The 5731-nt window shown below is 55.9% G+C and carries 5 protein-coding genes; 4 read left to right on the top strand and 1 reads right to left on the bottom strand.

What is annotated here, in order from left to right:
• Together BDE01S_RS11580 and gnd are read left to right on the top strand one after the other, a co-directional pair.
• Window positions 1–199, top strand: a 199-nt coding sequence (locus BDE01S_RS11580; RefSeq protein ID WP_218015862.1) for a hypothetical protein, incomplete at its 5' end; no start/stop codon positions are given.
• A 214-nt stretch (window positions 200–413) separates the two neighbouring features.
• Window positions 414–1862 (top strand): decarboxylating NADP(+)-dependent phosphogluconate dehydrogenase, encoded by a 1449-nt coding sequence (gnd, locus tag BDE01S_RS07785; protein ID WP_066079757.1) that lies wholly within the window; start codon window positions 414–416, stop codon window positions 1860–1862.
• A gap of 261 nt (window positions 1863–2123) precedes the next feature.
• Here gnd and BDE01S_RS07780 read toward each other — a convergent pair whose 3' ends face one another.
• Window positions 2124–2864 carry an IclR family transcriptional regulator gene (locus BDE01S_RS07780; protein WP_066079754.1) on the bottom strand — a complete coding sequence of 247 codons (741 nt, stop codon included), beginning with the start codon at window positions 2862–2864 and terminating at the stop codon, window positions 2124–2126.
• Window positions 2865–2959: 95 nt separating this feature from the next.
• Here BDE01S_RS07780 and gabT point away from each other — a divergent pair, with 95 nt between their 5' ends.
• Together gabT and BDE01S_RS07770 are read left to right on the top strand one after the other, a co-directional pair.
• Window positions 2960–4219, top strand: coding sequence for a 4-aminobutyrate--2-oxoglutarate transaminase (gene gabT, locus BDE01S_RS07775; RefSeq protein WP_066079750.1), 1260 nt, complete (start codon window positions 2960–2962; stop codon window positions 4217–4219).
• An 11-nt stretch (window positions 4220–4230) separates the two neighbouring features.
• Window positions 4231–5667 carry an NAD-dependent succinate-semialdehyde dehydrogenase gene (locus BDE01S_RS07770; protein ID WP_066079747.1) on the top strand — a complete coding sequence of 479 codons (1437 nt, stop codon included), beginning with the start codon at window positions 4231–4233 and terminating at the stop codon, window positions 5665–5667.
• Window positions 5668–5731 lie beyond the last annotated feature (64 nt).

The following is a 5731-nucleotide window of genomic DNA, read 5'->3' as shown; positions in this document are numbered from 1 at the left end:
TATTCCGCCTGAACCGGCCGGCTTTCATCCGCGCTTCTTTCCAATGCGTACAAACCGGCCGGTTTGCTGTATAAAAAACGGTAGTTATACACAAGCAGCAGGCCGTCTGAAAATTTATCCACATCTGCCAACAGCGTCCGCCTCGGTTTATCCATCTCTCAAAATTAGAATTAATCCATTGAAAAAATTGACGAATTAAAATTATCCACAGCAAAATCGCTGCTTCAAAATCAAAATCAATTTATAAATAAATCTTTTTATATTCTTTTCAATTTTCCGTTTTCCGCTGTTCAAAGCAGAGCGGAAAACGTAAAGCAACTTTTTCAAAAAATTAAAAAGTTAAGGATTGTTAAACAACTGTAAATGGAGTAGAGTTACGCCCCATAAAATAAATCAATAACGGAGCATCCTCAATGAAAGGCGATATCGGCGTCATCGGTTTGGCCGTAATGGGACAAAACCTGATTCTGAACATGAACGACCACGGTTTTAAAGTAGTCGCATTCAACCGCACCACCAGCAAAGTAGATGATTTTTTAAACGGCGCAGCCAAAGGCACGGATATTATCGGCGCCTATTCATTGCAGGATTTGGTTGAAAAACTTGAAAAACCAAGAAAAATCATGATGATGGTACGCGCCGGCAGCGTAGTGGACGAATTTATCGAGCAACTCGTGCCCCTGCTGGACGAAGGCGACATCATCATCGACGGCGGCAACGCCAATTATCCCGATTCCACCCGCCGCACGAAAGAATTGGCCGAAAAAGGCATCCGCTTTATCGGCGCGGGCGTATCCGGCGGCGAAGAAGGTGCGCGCAATGGCCCGTCCATCATGCCCGGCGGCGATGAATCCGCATGGCCGGAAGTGAAGCCGATTTTCCAAGCCATCGCCGCCAAAACCCCGCAAGGCGAGCCCTGCTGCGATTGGGTCGGCCGTGACGGCGCCGGCCATTTCGTCAAAATGGTGCACAACGGCATCGAATACGGCGATATGCAGCTGATTTGCGAAGCTTACCAGTTTATGAAAGACGGCTTGGGCTTGTCTTACGACGAAATGCACAAAATTTTCAGCGAGTGGAACACCACCGAGCTGGATTCCTATCTGATTGAAATCACAGCCGATATTCTGGGCTACAAAGACGAAAACGGCGAGCCGCTGGTTGAAAAAATTCTCGATACCGCCGGCCAGAAAGGCACAGGCAAATGGACGGGCATCAACGCCCTCGATTTGGGCATCCCGCTGACGCTGATTTCCGAATCCGTGTTCGCCCGCTGCGTGTCCGCCTTTAAAGAACAGCGCGTGGAAGCCGGAAAACTGTTCGGCAAAACCATCACGCCCGTCGACGGTGACAAAACAGAATGGGTCAACGCCCTGCGCCAAGCCCTGCTCGCTTCCAAAATCATTTCCTACGCACAAGGCTTTATGCTGATCCGCGAAGCCAGCGAAGTAAACGATTGGGCGTTGAACTACGGCAATACGGCTTTGCTGTGGCGCGAAGGCTGCATCATCCGCAGTGCGTTCCTGGGCAATATCCGCGACGCCTATGCCGCCAATCCCGATTTGGTGTTCTTGGGCGCCGATCCTTACTTCAAAGGCGTATTGGAAAACTGCCTGCCCGCCTGGCGAAAAGTGGTGGCCAAAGCCATCGAATGCGGTATCGCCATGCCGTGTATGGCTTCCGCCATCACCTTCCTTGACGGCTACACCACCGAGCGCCTGCCTGCCAACCTGCTGCAGGCACAGCGCGACTACTTCGGCGCACACACTTATGAGCGCACCGACAAACCGCGCGGCGAGTTTTTCCACACCAACTGGACGGGTAAAGGCGGCGACACCGCTTCGACCACTTACGATATTTAAGCCCGCTGCAAAAAAGCCGTCTGAAAACGAACAGTCGTTTTCAGACGGCTTTTTTTATGGTTGTTTTGTTAGATTATAACCTCTTCAAATGCTGTCATTAGCTTCGCAAGTCCGCTGCGCGGGGGGAGCGCAGCGGACTTGCGAAGCTAATGACGGCAATCAAGATTTCTGTTGTTTAGAAATGTCACGATATATTTTTCAGACGGCCTTTGCGCCATAAAAATAAACAGCATGGCGTAATCTGCGTTTCACCGAGCCTGCTTACGCCGCCGTCAGTTTTTTCGCCAGACGCTGCAGGCCGCCGAGCAGGTGGGCGCGGGTGGCATCGTCTGCTTCCTGCTCCGAGAGGCTGGCGGCAATGCCGTAATATTGCCCGCCCGGGTCGGTAAACGCAATGCCGAAGCAGAACATACCCAAACGCAGCTGCCCGTTGTCCAGCGCAAAACCCTGTTGCCGGATTTGCGCCAATTCCGCCAGCAGCGCCGGCATATCCCGCACGCCGTTTTCCGTATAGGGCGCGGGAAAATCCGTGATTTGCGCGGCAACCTGTTCATCTGTCAGGCGGCTCAAAATGGCTTTGCCCGTAGCGGTGAAAACGGCGGGCAGCTGCATCCCGATGCGGAAGGTGACGCCCAAAGGCGCCTGGCTGTTGCGGCAGGCCAGGTAAACCACCTGGTCGCGCTTGAGCATGGAAAGCGTCAGGGTATAAGGATCGAGCTCGGGAATCAGGCTGATGGCGTTTTGAAACTCGGCCACGATGTCCTGCCGCGCCATAAAGCCGTTGGCCCAATACAGCACATGCGCGCCCAATACGAAATGCCGCTCGTCGTATTTACGCAGCAGCCCGGCATCGGTCAGGCATTGCAGCAGGCCGTGCACCGAGCTGCGGGGCAGGCCGAGCATTCTGGCGATGTCCGCTCCGCTGAGAGGATGCGGGGTTTCCGTCAGTAAATCCAAGATTTTGACTGTTTTGTCTAAAGCGGGAACGGCTAAATGTTTCATGATTTTCAGATTGACAAAGTAAAAGACTTGATTTTATATTGTACATAATGTTGAACAAGTGTTCAATATATTGAACAAAATTAAAGGAGAAGACGATGGGCAATTTATTGGAAAGAATGCGTGCCGCTTTGCCGGGCGGCGCATCGGTGATGTGTGACTGGTTTGCCGAGCGCGCCGAAAACGCGCTGATTCAGGCGACAGACGGCCGCGAAATCATTGATTTTGCCGGCGGCATCGGCGTATTGAATACCGGCCACCGCCACCCCAAAATTACCGCCGCCGTGGCCGCACAGCTGGAAAAATTCACCCATACCGCTTTCCAAATCGTCCCTTACGAAAGCTATATCACGCTGGCCGAGCGCATCAACAGCCTGGTGCCGATTGACGGCCCGGTGAAAAGCCAGTTTTTCTCCAGCGGCGCCGAAGCTGTGGAAAACGCCGTCAAAATCGCCCGCGCCTATACCAAGCGCAACGGCATCATCGCTTTCGGCGGCGCGTTTCACGGCCGCACGCTGATGACGCTGGCGCTGACCGGCAAAGTGCAGCCCTATTCCGCCGACTTCGGCGCCATGCCCGCCGGCGTATTCCACGCGCTTTATCCGTCTGCCACGCAAAACATCAGCGTGGACGACGCGGTCAAAAGCATCAAGCGCATTTTCAAAAGCGACATCGCGCCGCACGACGTGGCCGCCATCATATTGGAGCCTGTGCAGGGCGAAGGCGGATTTAACGTCTGCCCGCCCGAGCTGATGCGCGCGCTCAGAGCCATTTGCGATGAACACGGCATTTTGCTGATTGCCGACGAAGTGCAATCCGGTTTTGCCCGCACCGGTAAATTGTTTGCCATGGAACATTACGACGTCAGACCCGACATCATGACCATGGCGAAATCCATGGCGGGCGGTTTCGTATTGAGCGGCGTATCCGGCCGCGCTGAAGTGATGGATGCGCCGCGCAAAGGCGGCTTGGGCGGCACTTATGCCGGCAACCCGCTGGGCGTGGCGGCTGCACACGCGGTATTGGACGTGATTGAAGAAGAAAACCTGTGTGCCAAATCCCAAGATTTGGGCGGCAGACTGGTCGCGTTCCTGCAGAATCTGAATGCGCCCGAAATCACCGAAATCCGCGGCTTGGGCGCGATGGTGGCGGTAGAGTTCGGCGACGACGAGCAGCCGAACGCCGCTTTTGCCGCCAAAGTGCAGCAGCAGGCCATGCAGCGCGGCCTGTTGCTGCTGACCTGCGGCGCACACGGCAATGTCATCCGGTTTTTATTCCCGCTGACTATTGAAGACACCCTGTTTGAGCGCGCGCTGGGCATCATCGCCGAAGCCTTTGCCGCCGCGCGTGCAGCATAAAAGGAGCCATTGTGGACGACATCAAATCCTTATTGAAACACGCCGACGTTTCCTGGGATACGCCTTTTTCAGACGGCCTGACCGTCACCAATCCGGCCGACGGCTCGGTTTTGGCCTATGTACGCAAAACCGATCCGCAGGCGCTGGATGCCCTGATCGCCAAAGCGCAACAGGCGCAAAGCGCATGGGCGGCCAAAACCGCGCTCGAGCGCGCCGATATTCTGTGGGAATGGTTCCGCCTGATGAAAGCGCACAAAGAAACGCTGGCGCGGCTGATGACCATGGAGCAGGGCAAACCCCTGGCCGAAGCGCGCGGCGAAATCGACTACGCCGCCGGCTTTATCCGCTGGTTTGCCGAAGAAGCGCGCCGGATTGACGGCGACATCCTGACTCCGGTGAAAAACCAACAGAAAATGTTGGTGCTGCGCCAGCCCATCGGCGTGACCGCCGCCATCACCCCGTGGAATTTCCCCGCCGCCATGATTACCCGCAAAGCCGCCCCCGCGTTGGCGGTCGGCTGCGCGATGCTGGTCAAACCCGCCAGCGCCACCCCCCTGAGCGCCTACGCCCAAGCCGTATTGGCCTATCAGGCCGGCATTCCGCAGGAAGTGTTTGCCGTCGTCAACGGCAGCGCCGCCGCCATCAGCCAAACCTTTGCCGACCATCCGGTCATCCGCAAAATCAGCTTTACCGGCTCGACCGAAGTCGGCGCGGAAATCTTCCGCAACAGCGCCCGCCACATCAAAAAACTCAGCCTCGAGCTCGGCGGCAACGCCCCCTGCATCGTATTTGACGACGCCGATTTGGAAAAAGCCGTCGAAGGCACTCTGGCCAGCAAATTCCGCAACAGCGGCCAAACCTGCGTATGCAGCAACCGCATCTACGTTCAAAGCGGCATTTACGAAGCATTCTGCGCCCGATTAGCCGAAAAAATCGCCGCCCTGAAACTGGGCAACGGCCTGGCCGAAGGCACGACCCAAGGCCCGCTGATTGACGAAAAAGCCGTCTGCAAAGTGGAAGAACACATTGCCGACGCGCTGGCCAAAGGTGCCGAGCTGCTCGCCGGCGGTAAACGCAGCAGCCTTGGCGGCACGTTTTTCGAGCCCACCCTGCTGAGCGGCGTGACCGCAGAAATGCAGGTCGCCCGCGACGAAACCTTCGGCCCCCTGTGCCCGGTATTCCGCTTTGAAACCGAAGCAGAAGTCACCGCTGCCGCCAACGACACCGAATTCGGCCTAGCCGCCTACGTCTTCACCCGCGACACCGCCCGCCAATGGCGCGTATCCGAAGCCCTGGAATACGGCATGGTCGGCATCAACACCGGCCTCATCAGCAACGAAGTCGCCCCCTTTGGCGGCATCAAAGCCAGCGGCCTGGGACGCGAAGGCAGCAAATACGGTGTGGACGAATATTTGGAAATGAAATATTTGTGCTTGGATTTGAGCTGAGGGTTTTCAGGCATTTTTCAGACGGCCTGCCGCCATACAGGTCGTCTGAAAATCTAATGAAACG

Source organism: Bergeriella denitrificans NBRC 102155 (assembly GCF_001592185.1).
GTDB classification, from domain to species: domain Bacteria; phylum Pseudomonadota; class Gammaproteobacteria; order Burkholderiales; family Neisseriaceae; genus Neisseria; species Neisseria denitrificans.
The sequence above is the reverse complement of the archived record's forward strand: the minus strand, read 5'-3'. Positions and strand labels throughout refer to the sequence as shown.

Excerpts from the sequence above, each read along its gene's own strand:
- gabT (WP_066079750.1), top strand. The coding sequence starts at position 2,960 with ATGGGCAATTTATTGGAAAGAATGCGTGCCGCTTTGCCGGGCGGCGCA.
- gnd (WP_066079757.1), top strand. The coding sequence starts at position 414 with ATGAAAGGCGATATCGGCGTCATCGGTTTGGCCGTAATGGGACAAAAC.
- BDE01S_RS07780 (WP_066079754.1), bottom strand. The coding sequence starts at position 2,864 with ATGAAACATTTAGCCGTTCCCGCTTTAGACAAAACAGTCAAAATCTTG.